General features: G+C 62.1%; 13 protein-coding genes and 1 tRNA gene. 10 read left to right on the plus strand and 4 right to left on the minus strand.

What is annotated here, in order from left to right; genetic code table 11:
* The first annotated feature begins 126 nt into the window (after positions 1 to 126).
* Together MJQ68_RS13395 and MJQ68_RS13400 are read left to right on the plus strand one after the other, a co-directional pair.
* The gene (locus tag MJQ68_RS13395) at positions 127 to 918 is read left to right on the plus strand and encodes a phosphatase PAP2 family protein (protein ID WP_238751634.1); all 792 of its coding nucleotides are present in this window, start codon (positions 127 to 129) and stop codon (positions 916 to 918) included.
* Positions 919 to 940: 22 nt separating this feature from the next.
* Positions 941 to 1,735: a class I SAM-dependent methyltransferase gene (locus tag MJQ68_RS13400; protein WP_238751635.1), complete on the plus strand. Its 795-nt coding sequence runs from the start codon at positions 941 to 943 to the stop codon at positions 1,733 to 1,735.
* A gap of 44 nt (positions 1,736 to 1,779) precedes the next feature.
* Here the strand turns inward: MJQ68_RS13400 and MJQ68_RS13405 are convergent.
* Positions 1,780 to 1,853, minus strand: a tRNA-Ala gene (locus tag MJQ68_RS13405).
* A 168-nt stretch (positions 1,854 to 2,021) separates the two neighbouring features.
* Between MJQ68_RS13405 and MJQ68_RS13410 the strand changes: the two genes are divergently transcribed.
* The 3 genes from MJQ68_RS13410 (at position 2,022) to MJQ68_RS13420 (ending at position 3,909) form a co-directional block, all read left to right on the plus strand.
* Complete coding sequence (locus MJQ68_RS13410; RefSeq protein ID WP_238751637.1) at positions 2,022 to 2,492, plus strand: DUF1573 domain-containing protein; 471 nt, start codon at positions 2,022 to 2,024, stop codon at positions 2,490 to 2,492.
* A gap of 71 nt (positions 2,493 to 2,563) precedes the next feature.
* Positions 2,564 to 3,151 carry a hypothetical protein gene (locus MJQ68_RS13415; protein ID WP_238751638.1) on the plus strand — a complete coding sequence of 196 codons (588 nt, stop codon included), beginning with the start codon at positions 2,564 to 2,566 and terminating at the stop codon, positions 3,149 to 3,151.
* The gene (locus MJQ68_RS13420; RefSeq protein WP_238751639.1) at positions 3,151 to 3,909 is read left to right on the plus strand and encodes a LytTR family transcriptional regulator DNA-binding domain-containing protein; all 759 of its coding nucleotides are present in this window, start codon (positions 3,151 to 3,153) and stop codon (positions 3,907 to 3,909) included. The genes MJQ68_RS13415 and MJQ68_RS13420 overlap by 1 nt, the downstream gene beginning before the upstream one ends.
* Here the strand turns inward: MJQ68_RS13420 and MJQ68_RS13425 are convergent.
* Positions 3,891 to 4,244, minus strand: a complete 354-nt coding sequence (locus MJQ68_RS13425) for a transmembrane 220 family protein (RefSeq protein ID WP_238751640.1) — start codon at positions 4,242 to 4,244, stop codon at positions 3,891 to 3,893. The genes MJQ68_RS13420 and MJQ68_RS13425 overlap by 19 nt on opposite strands.
* Before the next feature lie 28 nt (positions 4,245 to 4,272).
* On the opposite strand from MJQ68_RS13425, the gene MJQ68_RS13430 reads away from it, so the two are divergent.
* Positions 4,273 to 5,184 (plus strand): aldo/keto reductase, encoded by a 912-nt coding sequence (locus MJQ68_RS13430; RefSeq protein ID WP_238751641.1) that lies wholly within the window; start codon positions 4,273 to 4,275, stop codon positions 5,182 to 5,184.
* 8 nt (positions 5,185 to 5,192) lie between these two features.
* On the opposite strand, the gene MJQ68_RS13435 is transcribed toward MJQ68_RS13430, so the two are convergent.
* Positions 5,193 to 6,419 (minus strand): metallophosphoesterase, encoded by a 1,227-nt coding sequence (locus MJQ68_RS13435; protein WP_238751642.1) that lies wholly within the window; start codon positions 6,417 to 6,419, stop codon positions 5,193 to 5,195.
* Positions 6,420 to 6,528: 109 nt separating this feature from the next.
* Here MJQ68_RS13435 and MJQ68_RS13440 point away from each other — a divergent pair, with 109 nt between their 5' ends.
* A complete protein-coding gene (locus MJQ68_RS13440) occupies positions 6,529 to 7,272 on the plus strand; it encodes a head GIN domain-containing protein (protein ID WP_238751643.1) in 744 nt (247 codons plus the stop codon).
* 30 nt (positions 7,273 to 7,302) lie between these two features.
* Here MJQ68_RS13440 and priA read toward each other — a convergent pair whose 3' ends face one another.
* A complete protein-coding gene (priA, locus tag MJQ68_RS13445) occupies positions 7,303 to 9,783 on the minus strand; it encodes a replication restart helicase PriA (protein WP_238751644.1) in 2,481 nt (826 codons plus the stop codon).
* Positions 9,784 to 9,896: 113 nt separating this feature from the next.
* Between priA and MJQ68_RS13450 the strand changes: the two genes are divergently transcribed.
* From MJQ68_RS13450 to mutS, 3 genes are all read left to right on the plus strand, one after another.
* The gene (locus MJQ68_RS13450) at positions 9,897 to 10,391 is read left to right on the plus strand and encodes a dihydrofolate reductase (protein ID WP_238751645.1); all 495 of its coding nucleotides are present in this window, start codon (positions 9,897 to 9,899) and stop codon (positions 10,389 to 10,391) included.
* 85 nt (positions 10,392 to 10,476) lie between these two features.
* Positions 10,477 to 11,820 (plus strand): DUF2851 family protein, encoded by a 1,344-nt coding sequence (locus tag MJQ68_RS13455; RefSeq protein ID WP_238751646.1) that lies wholly within the window; start codon positions 10,477 to 10,479, stop codon positions 11,818 to 11,820.
* Between the two features lie 83 nt (positions 11,821 to 11,903).
* The gene (gene mutS, locus MJQ68_RS13460) at positions 11,904 to 14,549 is read left to right on the plus strand and encodes a DNA mismatch repair protein MutS (RefSeq protein ID WP_406613001.1); all 2,646 of its coding nucleotides are present in this window, start codon (positions 11,904 to 11,906) and stop codon (positions 14,547 to 14,549) included.
* The last annotated feature ends 23 nt before the right edge of the window (positions 14,550 to 14,572 follow it).

Raw genomic sequence — 14,572 nt, forward strand, 5'->3', positions numbered from 1 at the left:
TGGGTTTAATGTGTCAACTGCTGTACGGTTTATCCCGTCAGACCGGATAAACACCGAATAAATGCGTATCATTGGAGCGACATAGCCAACAACCCAGCATGCCTTGGCCCTAAACTACCGTAGTGCATGCTGTCCGTAAGAAACCTGTTTATATTCGTTTTACTGCTCCTCACGCTCGGCGTGGGCGCGCAGGAATTTCCCTACGCCCTGGAGTGGAAGCGGGAAGTCTCGCTACTCAGTCTGGGCGGCGGACTCAGCGTCGGTAGCCACCTGCTTGAATCGCGCATCCGGCCGCTGACGCTCGATCAGCTGGTCGGGCAGCGGCGGCACAAGGTCTGGTTTCTGGACCGCGGGGCTACCCGCAATGAGTGTGATGTAGCCCGCGTACTATCGGACGAGCTACTGCGCGGCGCCATGCTACTGCCCGCCACGCTGGCCATCAGCCGGCGCGGTCGCCGCAAGGGCCTAGTCCTAGCCACGATGCTCGCCCAGACCATGCTGCTCAACGACGGCTTCACCAAGATGACCAAGGTACTGATCCGCCGCGACCGGCCCCTGACCTTCAACGAGCAGGTCGATAGCGGGGCGAAGATGGGTAGCGATGCGCGTCAGTCCTTCGTCTCCGGCCATACCTCCAATGCCGCCGCCCTGAGCTTCTTTACCGCCAAGGTCTTTCACGACCTGTACCCCGACAGCCCCTGGCGGCCAGCGATCTGGGCCGGCGCGGCCATCGTGCCGCTGGCCACGGGTTACGCCCGGTATCGGGCCGGCAAGCACTTCCCCACTGACATCGCCGCCGGCTACGCCCTGGGTGCCGCCCTCGGTATCCTGATCCCGCAGTGGCACAAATCCCCCACGCAGCCCGGCTGGAGCGTAGGCATGGCTGGCGACGGACTGGGGCTGAGTCTGCGCTGGTAAAGCCATTCCGTACTTTGCCGGTATGGACGACTACCTGCAGCACAACCGCGCGCACTGGAATGCCCGCACGGCCGCTCACCTGCACAGCGCCTTTTATGATGTAGCCGGCTGGCTGAAGGGTGAGGAGAGTCTGCGGGAAATCGAGCTCGCCCTCCTGCCCCCCGACCTGACGGGCCTACGCATCCTTCACCTGCAGTGTCACTTCGGTCAGGATACCCTCTCGCTGGCCCGCCGGGGAGCTACAGTTACCGGAGTTGACCTGAGTGACGCTGCCATTGCTGCTGCACAGGACCTGGCCCGGCAGACCGGCCTCGCGGCCCGCTTCATCTGCTGCAATCTGTACAGTCTACCGGACCACCTCGACGAACCCTTCGACCTGGTGTACACTAGCTACGGCACCATCGGCTGGCTGCCAGACCTCGACCGCTGGGCGGCCATCGTAGGGCGCTACCTGCGCCCCGGCGGACAGTTCGTATTCGTAGAGTTTCACCCCTTCGTCTGGTTGTGGAATGAAGAGCGTACGGCCATCCAGTATCCGTACTTCAGTAGGGAAGCTATCGTGGAAGAGGTAAGCGGGAGCTACACCGATCGGAGTGAAACGGTGAGCGGTACGATGGTGAGCTGGGACCATCCCGTCAGCGCGGTCATCACGGCGCTTCTGGACCAGGGGCTGCAACTACAGCACTTCCGGGAGTACGACTACAGCCCCTACGATTGCTTCCCGAACGCGGTAGAAGTGACCCCGCAGCGCTGGCACCTCAAGGAGCTAGCCGGACTGATCCCGCTTACATATAGTCTAGTGTGCCTACGGCCATAAAGCACGAACGCCCCCGGTACGTGAAGTACCGGAGGCGTCGTAGGTGGAGAATACCGGAGTCGAACCGGTGACCTCTTGCATGCCATGCAAGCGCTCTAGCCAGCTGAGCTAATCCCCCGTAGCCGTTTAAGCGGTGGCAAAGATACGCGTAGCCGCGCGAACTACACAAGCGTGCGGAGCAAACTTTTTACATCACGTTAACACCGCCGGCCGGTTCACTTATCATCTTTTGCCCGCAAGCGACGTTATACCCCTACTTTTACACCCGCACGCAAATCAACCGCACATGAAGCGCATATTCTCCCTTCTCGTTCTGCTATCCGCCCTCTCGGTCTCCCTCACCGCCCAGGTGACCGCCATGCCCGAAGCTACCGCAGAGGCCACCGCGCCTACCGCGATGACCTTCGAAAGCACCGAGATTGACTACGGTACCATCGAGCAAAACGCCGATCCCTACCGCGTCTTCACCTTCACCAATACGGGCGACGCCCCCCTGATCATCACCAATGCCGTCGGCTCCTGCGGCTGTACCGTACCCAGCTACAGCAAGGCCCCCGTGGCACCCGGCGAGTCCGGCGAGGTAAAGGTGCGCTACGCCACCGACCGGCTCGGTAAGTTCCGCAAGCGCGTGACCCTGACGACCAACGTGAGCGATGAGCCCATCGTACTCACCATCATGGGGGAAGTACTCGAAAAGCCCGCCCAGCCCGATGCCGTACCCGCCGGCGAAACCGGTATGTTCAACAACGGTCAGTAAGCCGTCATCCCCGTTACCGCAAAATTGAATGCCCCCTTCCCCACGGAAGGGGGCATTTTCTATATTGGGCCATGGACTACCGCGAAAACAGTCTCCGCAACCTAGCTGCCGCCCGCGGCTACCAGTTCACCACCGGTGACGAGATGGGGCTGCATGCCAAGCTGCGCGACTTCCGCCTCACCGCCCAGGGCGGTAGCCGTACCATCACCAACGTCCTGCGCAAGCAGCACGGCCTGCTGGAGCACGACGTGGCGCTGTTCGACTACAGCTACTACGACTACGGCACCCGCCATACTTCCCGGCAGACCGTCCTGTTCCTGGAAAGTCAGCAGCTCGGCCTGCCCGTCCTGCGCCTGCAGCCCGAGACCATCCTGCATAAGCTCGGCGAGCTGCTCGGGATGCACGATATCGACTTCGTTCGCTTCCCAAAGTTCAGCGGACAGTACCGCCTGACCGGCGACGACGAGGACTACATCCGCCATCACTTCACCGAGGACGTACTCAACTACTTCACCCTCAATAAGGGCTGGAGCCTGGAGGGTATCGGCTACTACCTCATCCTGTACAAGCGCGGCGTACTGCTGCCCCCCGAGCAGCTGGACCCCCTCTACCGGCGGGGCATGGACATCTACCGCCTGTTCAGCTCCAGCACGGTCTGATGCTGAGCCGCAACCCCTTTTCCCGGCCCTTCCCCGAGCGCAGCTTCGGGCGCGGCATCGTCATCGGGCACGCCCGCACGGCGGTGTTCGTGCTGCTGGCCCTCTGGATCTTCCTCTTCGATCTGCCCCGCTCGCTGGCCTACGGACTGGTCGTCTTCGCAGTAGCCGTGGCGTATAGTTTCGTCACCGACCGCCTGGGCGTAGTGCGTACCGGCCCTCGCTGGACGCTCCTCCGCTGGACCCTCGATCAGGCCGTATTGCTCTTCCTCGTCTCCTGCGCCTGCTTTCTAGTCTACAATGCCACCGTAGATTGGTCGGTCCTCAACCTGCGCGTACTCCTCTACATCACGCTACCTACCGTAGTGGTAGGGCTGCTGCCCATCATCTTTAGCGGCGTCGCCCTGCAGTTACGCGCCGAGCAGGAGCACCAACGCACCGCCAGCCGCATCCAGGTAGGCGCACTGGGCGGGGCCGCCGGTGCGGAACCTGCCACGGAAGGCGTGGTCTTCGGACGGCGCAGCACCCCGAACTCCGTGACCCTACACCTGACCGGCGGTACGACCCGTGAGATGGCGCAGTCCATCGAGCAGACTGATCGAGAATTGCGGCAGCAGGGGGTAGTGCGCTGTCATGCGGATTACCTGGTCGATCCCCGGCAGATCGTAGCCGCCTCGGCCGACGCGCAGGGACTGCGGCTGCGGCTGCGGGGTACGGAGGCGACGGTGCCGGTCAGTCCGGCTTACTTCCGGGAGTTGTAGGCGTAGCCCCCCAGGGTAGCGCTGCTGATGAACAGACCAAAAAACTCGCGGGTGAGCTCGATGTGGGGAGATTCGGCGGTCATCTGTCCGGCAATGGTGGGCATGCCCTCACCGATCCAGGTGACTAGGTCGGGGATCAGGGTACTCATCCAGACTACGGCCACCCCCAGGGCCAGGAAGATCAGCAGGCGGGGCGGGCGGCCCAGCGCCCACCAGGCGGCCACCAGGGCGACCGAGCCGTACATACCCACCCAGGCGGGCCAGTCGGGATCGTTCAACTGCCAGTAGGCGAACAGGGCAAAGAGGAGGGCGACGACGAGGTGCAGGTATTTCATGTCAGGGGGTTGTCGTAAAATTACGCCTATGAACGACAGTGACCAACGCCCTAGCCCCGGCACCCCCCAATTCTCCGAACTCGTAGCCGGCACCATGACCTGGGGCGAGTGGGGAGCCGACTACGGCGCCGCGGCTCAGGCCGACCTGATCCGGCACTGCCTGGAACTAGGTATCACCACCTTCGACCACGCGGATATCTACGGCAATTACAGTACCGAAGAGGGCTTCGGGGCAGCCCTGGCTCAGCTCGGCACCGGCGACCGCGCCCGGATGCAGCTGGTGACGAAGTGCGGCATTCAGCTGAAGACCAGCCGCCGGCCCGACACCCGCGTGAAGCACTACGATAGCAGCTACGCCCACATCATCGAATCGGTCGAGCGGAGCTTGCGCAACCTGCGGACCGACTACCTGGACGTACTGCTGCTGCACCGTCCGGACCCCCTGATGCAACCGACGGAGATCGCCAGGGCGTTCACGGAGCTGCGGCAGGCGGGCAAGGTGCGCCACTTCGGGGTGAGCAACTTTACGCCGAGCCAGTTTGCGCTACTGCAAGACCACGTGGAGCTGGTGACCAATCAGGTAGAATGCAACCCCCTGCATCCGGATCCGCTCTTCGACGGTACCTACGATCAGTGTCAGCGGGCGGGGATACGGCCCATGGTGTGGAGTCCGCTGGGGGGGAGTGACTACTTCAGCGGCGAGGGCACCAGCGTACTGCGGCTACGCGAGAAGGTGCGCGACGTGGCGGCGAAGTACGGCGTGGAGGAAGACGTGATCCTCATCGCCTGGTGCCGCCAGCATCCCACCACACCACTGCCGGTGCTCGGTACCACGAAAAAGGAGCGGCTGACGCGTGCGGTACGTGCCCTGGACCTGCAGCTGGAGCGGCAGGACTGGTACGAAATTCTGGAAGCGGGTCGTGGGATCGAGGTAGCCTAGACCTTTGGCTAGGCCCGTCGGAGGGTGAGCACCGTTACTTCAGGTAGGATACCGACGCGGCCGGGGTAGCCCAGGAAGCCCAGTCCGCGGTTGACGTACAGCGACTGCTTGCCCTGTCGGTACAGGCCCGCCCACTGCTCGTAGATGAACTGGGAGGGCGACCACTTGAAGCCTGGGATCTCGATGCCGAACTGGAAGCCGTGGGTGTGTCCGCTGAGGGTGAGGTCGATATCGGCGTAGTCCGGGCGCACCAGCGCGTCCCAGCTAGTGGGGTCGTGACTGAGCAGCACCTTGCAGTCGCAGTCTTCGGTGCCGGCGGCGGCAACGTCCAGATGGCCGTACTTGGGGAAGCGCAGGACGGCCGACCAGTTTTCGATGCCGATGAGGGCCAGGCGGTGGCCATTGATGTCGAGCTTGCGGTGCTCGTCGCGCAGCAGATCCCAGCCCAGGCTGGCGTGGATGGCGTAGAGCTGCTCCATATTGGCGGCCTTGGCGGCGTCGGTGCCCCAGTCTACGTAGTCGCCGTAGTCGTGGTTGCCCAGGATGCTGTACACGCCGTACTTGCCGCGTACCTCCTTGAAGATGTCGACGTAGGGCAGCATCTCCTCGGCGCGGTTGTTGACCAGGTCGCCGGTGAAGACGACCACGTCGCCCTCCTCCCGGTTGATCATCTCGACGGCGTCGTAGAGGGGACTGGAGCGGGTCCAGCTGCCGGAGTGCATATCGCTGATCTGTACGATTTTGAGGCCCTCGAGTCCGGCCGGTAGGTCCTGTACGGGCACGTCGACGGCGAAGCGGCGGTAGCGGTAGGCGTTGCGCACCATGCCGTAGGTAAGGGTGACCAGGGGTACGCCGCCGGCGACCAGGGCGGCCGTGCTGAGAAAGCGGGAGCGGCTGGTGTCGCGGTCGGTGACCGGGCTGACCTTATTGACGAGCCAGGTGACGGCACGGCGCAGATCGTCGCCGAGGAGAAACAGTACTACGGGGACCTTACTTAGGTACAGAATGAATACGCTAGCGTTGGTGTAGGTACGCAGTCCGTGGGGCCAGTCCGCGTTGAGTTTAAGCACGTTCAGTAGCGTAAGACCGATCGCCAGCACGCTGAGGCCCCAGTAGAGGAAATACCCTATTTTACGGGTCCGGGGGGTGTAGGCGCTGAGCCAGGACTTGACGGCCGAAAAAGCGTATGCGTCCAGTACGAGCATCGCCGCCAGCAGGTAAAACAGTCTTGACATGCTGCCATAAACAGCGCCGTACAAAGAAAGATGTGACCGGCGTGCAACCCGGCCGGTAGCCCCTCGTCTCTGACCCCGTACACATCAACTACACACACACCTATCTACTATGAAAACCATACTTACTACCTCCCTGCTCCTCCTTTTCTTCACCCTTTCCGCCCAGGTGGAGGTCAACAATGGCTGGATGGGCCGCAAGGGCGAGCGCGTGCGGGGCAACGGCGACGTCACCACCCAAACCCGCAATATCGACGGCTTCACTGGCGTAAGTGCCTGCTGCTCCATGAACGTTGAACTCGCCGAAGGCCCCTTCAACATCCGCGTAGAAGCGGAGAGCAACCTGCAGGAGTTCGTCAAGACCGAAGTGAAGGGCGACCGCCTGGAAGTAGGCTACGTATCGGAGGCCAACTTTAAGTCTACCGAACCCATCAACGTCTACATCACCCTGCCCCGCCTGGAGTACCTCAAGGCCTCCAGCAGCTCCACGGTGACCGGCACCAATACCTTTCACGGCGATGAGCTGGAGGTCGACGTAAGCAGCTCGGCTACCGCCACCCTGGCCTTCGTGGGACAGTCCGTCTCTACGGACGCTAGCTCCTCGGCCACCCTGGTACTGGAGGGCGAAGCGGAGGAATTCGAGGGCGATGCCAGCAGCTCCAGCCGCATCGATGCCGGTAAGCTCAAGACGCAGTCGGGCGAGGCGGACGTCAGCAGCAGCGCCGACATCATTGTCAACGTAGCCCGCTCGCTCCGCGCCAAGGCTACCTCGAGCGGCTCGGTGAGCTACTACGGTAGCCCGTCAGACGTGAGCTCGGATACCAACAGCAGCGGCAGCGTTCGGAGCCGGAACTAACCCATACGCTCGGCGTGCAACGCGCTCGACCTAGTACGGATCCACGTCTACGACCACCCGCACGCCAGACATCCCCTTGGTCTGCGCCAGCTTGTCGATACAGCGCTGAATGAGTGTCTTGACCCGCTTCATCTGGGTAGCCGCCGGGGGGAAGCGCACCACCATATCCTGCAGATAATACGTCCGCAGGCGGGCCACGCTGGGCTCGAAGGGCCCCTCTAACTGATCGCCCAGACTGTGCGCCAGCCACTTAGCCAGCAGCCTGGCCGCATCCTCCGCGGTAGCCCGTTTGGTGTGCCGCAGTTGCAGCCGGATCATGCGCCGGTAGGGTGGAAAGGCGTGCTGCTGCCGGTTGCCGGCCTCCCGCTCGATGAAGTTGGCGTAGTCCCCGCTGACTACGTCCGTGATCACTGGGTGACTGCCCTCGTGCGCCTGAATAATGACCTGTCCGCGCCGGCCCCGGCGCCCGGCCCGTCCGGCCACCTGCGTCATGAGCTGGAAGGCCCGCTCGTCGGCCCGGAAGTCGGGAAAGCGCAGCAGCTGATCCGCGCTGATGACCCCCACCAGCCCCACCCGCTCGAAGTCCAGCCCCTTGGTGACCATCTGCGTGCCTACCAAAATATCGAGTTCACCCACTTCGAACTGATCGAGCAGCTTGCCCAGGGCATTCTTGCCGCGGGTGGTATCCAGGTCCATTCGCGCTACGCGCGCCTCGGGCAGGAAGATCTTCAGTTCATCCTCGATCTTTTCCGTTCCCGTACCGCTGAGTTTCATCTGGGGTTCGCCGCAGGCCGGGCAGAGCTCGGGCGGGGTAGCTACGTAGCCGCAGCAGTGGCAGCGCAGCCGGTGCTGGTATTTATGGTAGGTGAGGCTGACGTCGCAGTTGACGCACTCTACGGTGTACTCGCAGGTGGGACAAAAGTAGACCGGCGCAAAGCCCCGTCGGTTCTGAAACAGGATGGCCTGCTCGCCGCGCTCCAGGGTTTCCCGCAGGGCGGTGAGCAGGGTAGGGGTGAAGAAGGGGTGGTGGATGCCCTTCTCGTTGGTTTCCCGGCTGTTGGCGATGACGATCTCGGGCAGGGCCGTGCCGCCGTGCCGCTCGGTCATGGTGACCAGACCGTACTTGCCGGAGCGGGCGTTCTCCCAGCTTTCCAGACTCGGCGTAGCACTGCCGAGGATCGCGCTGGCGCCGTGCTGCTGGGCCAGGTACATGGCCACATCGCGCCCGTTGTACCGCGGGTTCGGATCGTGCTGCTTGTAGGAGGGGTCGTGCTCTTCGTCGACCACCACCAGGTCCAGGGTAGTGAAGGGGAGGAAAAGAGCCGATCGCGGACCGACCACCGACGTCTTGCCCGTCTGTACCGCCTTCCAGATCTCCACTCGCTCCATATCGTTAAGGCGGCTGTGGTAGACCATGATCTTATCGCCCAGCACGTGCTGGAGCCGCTTGATGATCTGGCCGGTCAGCGCGATCTCTGGCAGCAAGTATAGCACCTGCTTGCCGGCAGCGATAGCCTCCTGCATCAACTCTACGTACACCCGCGTTTTGCCACTGCTCGTCACGCCATGCAGTAGCGTGGGTTTGCCATCCGCCTGGTGCTGACGAATCTCCGCCAGGGCGCGCTCCTGCTGCGCGCTCAAGGGTTTGACGTCGGCGGCGGCCTCACCGTCCGTACTCAGACGACTGACCTCCCGGTCGTAAAACTCGAAGATGCCCTTCTTGACCATGGCCCGCAGATCCCCAGTGGACGCTCCGGTGCGTTTACAGAGGTCGGTGCGCCGTACGTAGGGCTGCGTGCGGTGGTACTGTACGTACTCCAGCAGCACGGCGGTCTGCCGCTCCGATCGGCTCACTAGGTCGAAGGCGCTAGCCTGCTGTGCCTCGGTCTGAAAGTCAGGGCCAAAGCGTACGCACTTGACGGACAGTGCCTTATACCGGTCCGTGAACTCTTCCTTCGGAAACACGACGTGGCGGTCGAGTAAGTTCCGGATCACTGGATACACGGTCTTGCGCTGCAGGATATCACGGATGTCCTTCAGACTCAGCTCCGCCTGGAGGGTGAGGGCCTCCACCACCAGGTATTCGTCTTCCGAGAGCTCCGTCACCTCGTCGCTGAACAGCGGACCGAGCGTGATGATGGTCTCGCTAGCCATCTTGAGGTGACTCGGAAGGCCGGCGGTCATCACCTCACCGAGGGTACAGCCGTAGTACTCGGCCAGCCAGTCCCAGAGCTTCAGTTGCCGTGCGGTCAGCAGCGGCTCCACGTCGATCACACTCAGGATCGGCTTGGTCTTAAAGCCCGGTGCCTTGCCGTGCAACCGCCGGATGATACCGGCGTAATGCTTGTTCTTGCTGAACTGTACCTCTACGCGTTGCCCCTCCTGGAGCTGGCCCACGTATTCTTCCGGCACACTGTAGGTATAGGTCTGTGCCAGGGAAAGGGGCAGGATCACGTCCGCGTACACGGTACCGCTACTGGTCAGGGATGGAGCTGGGCTGGGTCGGGTCACGCCGAAGTTAAAATAATTTGTTGCAAATATAGTGTGGACCAGCTGACGACACCCACGGAAAAGCCGCCGCGGCCGCAGGTGCGAAGAAATAGCGGAAGCAGTACTTTCGGCCCATGAAACTCTCCGCTATAGTAGCCACCGATCGCCAGCATACCATCGGTAAGGACGGCGAGATCCCCTGGTACCTGCCGGCCGATCTACAGTTCTTCAAGCGGACCACCCTGGGCCACCCCGTCATCATGGGGCGCAAGACCTTTCGCAGCATCGGCAGGCCCCTACCCAAGCGAACCAACATCGTACTGACCCGCGACCCCTTCTTCACCGCCTCCGGTGTGGTGGTGGTACACAGCCTGCGCGAGGCCCTGGGCCACCCCTCGGTCACCGAGGCGGACGAATCCTTCATCATCGGTGGAGGCGATGTGTACCGCGCGAGCTTGCCGATGGTCACTACCGTATTTCGGACCATCGTCGCAACGGACATCCCCGACGGCGATGCCTTCTTTCCGACCCTGCCGCCCGCGGAATGGCAGGAAATCTGGAGCGAGGCCCACCGGCCCGACGCGAAGAACGAGCTCGCCTACCGCTTTTCCCGGCTGGAACGGAAGTAAATATAAACAAAAAGTTGTGTGTTTGTCGAAAAGGTAGTTAATTGCGAACGTTTTGTTTGATTAACTACTTAGAGACACCCACACCATGCGAGAAGATTTCCTCCACTACCTGTGGCGGCTGGCCCGTTTTGATTTGCGGCAGCTGCGCACCACCGAGGGCGAGGCCCTCACCATTCAACAATTCGGCACCCACAATACCGACGCCGGTCCGGACTTCGGCGCCGCTCGACTGCGCATCGGCGGTCTGCAGTGGGCCGGCAAGGTGGAGATGCACCTTCGCAGTAGCGAGTGGTACACCCACGGCCACGAAACCGACCCGGCCTACGACGGGGTGATCCTGCACGTCGTACTGGAGGAGGACACCATAGTATACCGCCGCGACGGCAGCCGGATCCCCTGCCTGGAGCTGCGCGACCGCATTCCGGCCGGTATCCGCACCACCTACTGGCGGTTGATGCACCAATCCGACTGGGTGCCCTGTCAGTCCCAACTCGATACGGTAGCCGATCCCCTGCGGGCGATCTGGTTGCAGCGCATGCTGGTCGAGCGCCTCGGCCGGCGGGCTACGGACTTCGCCCAACGGCTTGAAGCCACCCAACGCGATTGGGAGGAGGCCTTCTACCACGGTGTAGCCCGCGCCATGGGTGGGAAGGTCAATGCCCAGGCTATGGAGATGCTGGCCCGGTCCGTGCCGCTGCGGGTGCTGCTGCGGCACAAACACAGTCTGCTGCAACTGGAGGCCTTGCTGTTTGGTCAATCCGGTCTGCTGCCCAAGCGGGAAGCCGGTGAAGACCCCTACCACACCCGCCTGCGGCAGGAGTACGAGCTGCTCCGGGTGAAGCACGAACTGCGCCCCCTTCCCGCTACCGCCTGGCGCTTTCTGCGCATGCGGCCCAATAACTTTCCGACCCTGCGCATCGCACAGCTCGCCTGCCTGTACCACCGCAGCGGACAACTGTTCGGCAAGGCACTGGCCGCGGCTGATGTCGGAGAGCTGCGGCAGATGTTTGTCGTCAGTCTGAGCAACTACTGGCGTACCCACTACCGCTTCGGTGCTGAAGCCGAGACCAGCGAGCGGCGGCTGGGGGCATCGACGGTGCGGTCCATTCTCATTAATGCGGTAGCCCCGGCCTACTTCACCTACGGTGGCCTGCGCAACGACGACCGCTACCGCGACCGCGCCCTGGAGGTGCTGGAGGCACTGCCGCCGGAGTCCAATGCAGTTATCACGAAGTGGCGCGCGCTGGGCTGGTCGGCTACCTCCGCCGGCGAGTCACAGGCCTTACTGGAGATGAAGCACACCTACTGTGATCAGCGGCGGTGTACGTCCTGCGCGGTGGGCTGCGCGATCCTCAACCGACCGGATGCCGGACAGCAGTTGCGTACGGAGGTCCGCGAGCCGGTCCGCATCTACCGATCAGTGGGCTGAGGCATGCGCCGTTACCTACCTTCGTTCCTCAATCCGTTCCTACTCCCGTGGCAAATAGCAAGTCTAAGAAGGTGACGCCCCTCATGGCGCAGTACAACAAGATCAAGGCCAAGTATCCCGAGGCCCTGCTGCTGTACCGGGTGGGCGACTTTTACGAGACCTTCGGGGAGGATGCCGTGAAGGCCGCACAGGTGCTAGGTATCACACTCACCAGCCGGAACAACGGCGGCAGCGACGTGGAGCTGGCAGGCTTTCCCTACCACAGCGTAGATACCTACCTGCCCCGCCTCGTTCGGGCCGGCTACCGGGTGGCGATCTGCGAGCAACTCGAGAAGCCTTCGAAGGAAAAGAAGATCGTACGGCGCGGCGTCACTGAGATCGTCACACCAGGTCTGGCAGTAGACGACCAGTTGCTGGAGTACAAGTCGAACAACTTCCTGGCCTGCGTAGCCTTCGGCAGGGGCAAGAAGGATGCCTGCGGACTCAGTCTGCTCGATCTGAGTACCGGTGAGTTTCTGGTGGCCGAGGGGGCGGTCGACTACATCGATAAGCTACTGCAGAGCTTCCAGCCCAAGGAGGTGCTACTGAGCAAGGACAAGCGACAGGAGTTCGAGCGGGTATTCGGCGATCGCTTTTACCTGACGACCCAGGATGAGTGGGTCTTCACGACCGACTACACCGACGAAAAGCTACTCAAGCAGTTTAAGGCCGCTAGCCTGAAGGGTTTCGGCGTAGAGGAGCTGCGCGTAGCCCGTATCGCGGCCGGCGTTGCCCTGCACTACCTCGAAACTACCGAGAACCGCAACCTGAAGCACATTACGCGCATCAGTCGGCTGGCCAATGATCGCTACGTCTGGCTGGACCGCTTCACGATCCGCAACCTGGAGCTACTGTATAGTCCCCATGACCACGGCGTATCCCTCATCGATATTCTGGACAGGACCGTGACCCCCATGGGCGGACGGTTGCTCCGTAAGTGGGTAGTACTGCCCCTCAAGGATAAAGCGCAGATCGAGGCCCGGCACGAGGCTGTACGCACCTTCGTCGACTCCGCCCCCCTGCTGCAGGACCTACACGCCTCACTCCAGCAGATTGGCGACGTCGAACGCCTGATCTCCAAGGTGCCACTGGGTAAGGTGAACCCCCGCGAGATACGCGCGCTCAGCGATGCGCTCTGCGCGATGGGCCCCATCCGTGCGCGCTTAATGGACAGTCCCAGTAATACCCTACGGCAACTGGCCGAGCAGCTCGACCCGCTGCCGGATGTATGCAGCGAAATAGGTCGCCGGATCCGCGACGAACCGGCCGTAAATCTCGCGAAGGGCGGGGTGATCGCCGATGGCTTCGATGCGGAGCTGGACGAGCTGCGCGATATCACCAAGAATAGTAAGAACCGCCTGGCCGCGATCCAGCAACGGGAGGTAGAACGCACGGGGATCAGTAGCCTGAAGATCGGCTTCAATAACGTATTCGGCTACTACCTGGAGGTCACCAACAAGTATAAGCAGCAGGTGCCCCCGGGGTGGACGCGCAAGCAGACCCTCACCAGCGCCGAGCGCTACATCACCGAGGAACTAAAGCTGCTGGAAGATAAAATTCTCAACGCTGAGGATAAGATCCTCCAGCGGGAGGAGCAGCTGTACGAAGACCTCGTCCTGTGGCTACAGGACTACATCGCGCCGGTACAGCGCAATGCCGGTCTGCTAGCCCGTATCGACTGCTTGCTCGGTTTCGCTAAGGTGGCCAACCGCCAGCGCTACACCGAACCCGAGATGGATGAGTCGCAGGACATCGATATCGTGCAGGGCCGCCATCCGGTGATCGAGCAGCAGCTCGAGGTGGGGGAACAGTATGTACCCAACGACGTGCAGCTCGATCCCGACGGGCAGCAGATCATCATGATCACGGGGCCGAACATGGCGGGTAAATCGGCCCTGCTGCGGCAGACGGCCCTGATCTGTCTGCTCGCCCAAATGGGCAGCTTCGTACCGGCCGAGCGGGCGCGGATCGGAATTGTCGATCGGGTATTCACCCGCGTCGGGGCCAGTGACAATATAAGTAGTGGAGAATCGACCTTCATGGTGGAGATGAACGAGACGGCCTCGATCATGAACAATATCACCGATCGCAGTCTCATCCTGCTCGATGAGATCGGTCGGGGCACCAGCACCTTCGACGGCATCTCCATCGCCTGGGCCATCGCCGAGTACCTGCACAATAACGGACGGGCACGGCCTAAGACGCTGTTCGCCACTCATTACCACGAGCTGAATGAGTTGGCCGAAAGCCTACCTAGAATTCACAACTATTCCATTGCCATCAAGGAGCACGGCAACCGCATCATCTTCCTGCGTAAGCTCATTGCCGGTGGCAGTCAGCACAGTTTCGGTATCCACGTGGCGCGTATGGCCGGTATGCCTACCAGTATCGTAGCGCGCGCCGGCGATATCCTTACCCAGCTCGAAGCCCAGCACATCACGGAGCAGGGTGATCCCGCGGAGCTAGCTGCCGCGAACGATCTGCCCCTGACTGCCCCGGCTACCCGCCCCGCCGCTACTGCGAGTCTCTCCACCGATGCACTCCAGCTGAGCATTTTCGAGACCGTAGACCCCACCGCCGGACGTCTACGCGAATTGCTCGATATGGTAAACATCAACTCGATGACGCCCATCGAGTGCATGATGAAGTTGCAGGAACTGAAACTGGTCATCGAGGAAACACCATCGTGATTCAATCCCCGGCTAGTCGCCAC

Origin of the sequence: Neolewinella maritima, assembly GCF_923081025.1 — a bacterium.
Classification (GTDB): domain Bacteria; phylum Bacteroidota; class Bacteroidia; order Chitinophagales; family Saprospiraceae; genus Neolewinella; species Neolewinella maritima.